We start from the raw sequence: 1,020 nt of genomic DNA, 5'->3' as shown, positions 1-1,020 counted from the left end.
CGCCGTACTCCGACCAGCCGACCTCACGGGCGTACCGGTCGGCCGCCCCCGCGGTCTCGAACGCCAACACGATCTCCCGCACCCGTTGGCCGTCGCCCTCGAATCGTACGAGCCCGTAGACCGGTTCTTCCGCCTTCATGGGCAGTGGCTCCCCTCGCCATCCGTCCTGCTCTGCCGTGCACCTTCCGGTGACGTTGAGCGTCGATCAGATGACGGGACGTTCCTACCGTCGATCGGGGACGTTTAGGACGTCTATGATGCTGTCCGTAACGTCCCCGGCGGGAAGGTGTGACAGTGGCGGCCCAGGGAACCAACAAGCACTTGCGGGTGGCCATGGCATCGAGCGGTATGGAGATCGAGACCCTTGCGCGATCAGTCGGCGTGGACCCCAAGACCGTGCATCGCTGGTTGAAGGGCCGCCTTCCCCACCCGCGGCACCGGTGGAAAGCCTCCGACGCACTCGGCCGCTCCGAAGAGGAACTCTGGCCCGAAGCCAGCGCCGCCAGCGCCTCCGGCTCCCTCGTGACCAGCGAGATCGTGTCCGCCTACGTCCGCCGCGCTGACGCACCGTCCCAGCTCTGGTCACGCCTGCTGGACCGTGCTGGTACGACGATCGACCTCATGGGCTGTTCTTCCCCGAGCAGCACCCCGACCTGCCCCGCATCCTCGCCGACAAGTGCGCCCAAGGCTTGCGCGTCCGCATCGCCCTGGCGGACCCGGAGTGCGCCGAGGTCACCGCCCGCGACGAGCTGGAGAACCTCGGCGGGACGCTCCCGGGACGCATCCGGTCAACCGTCGGCCACTTCGAGTCCCTGCTGTCTAATTCTGGGGTCGAGCTGCGGTTCCACCGGGTGCCGCTGTACAATGCGCTCTACCGGTTCGATGATCAGATGCTCGTCACGCCGTACCTGTACAAGCTGCACGGCTTCCAGCACCCCATGCTCCACCTGAAGCGGCACAGCTCCGCCGGCCTCTTCGAGAGCTACGCCCACCAGTTCGAAGCCATCTGGAACGCACCCA

General features: G+C 66.9%; 1 pseudogene. It reads left to right on the top strand.

Annotation, left to right across the window (positions count from 1 at the left end):
- Nucleotides 1–689: 689 nt before the first annotated feature.
- Nucleotides 690–1,020, top strand: a pseudogene (locus ACY45C_RS19460) (XRE family transcriptional regulator); the annotation flags it as partial.

The organism is Frankia sp. CcWB2 (genome assembly GCF_977927585.1).
This window is presented reverse-complemented; position numbering and strand designations above follow the sequence as displayed.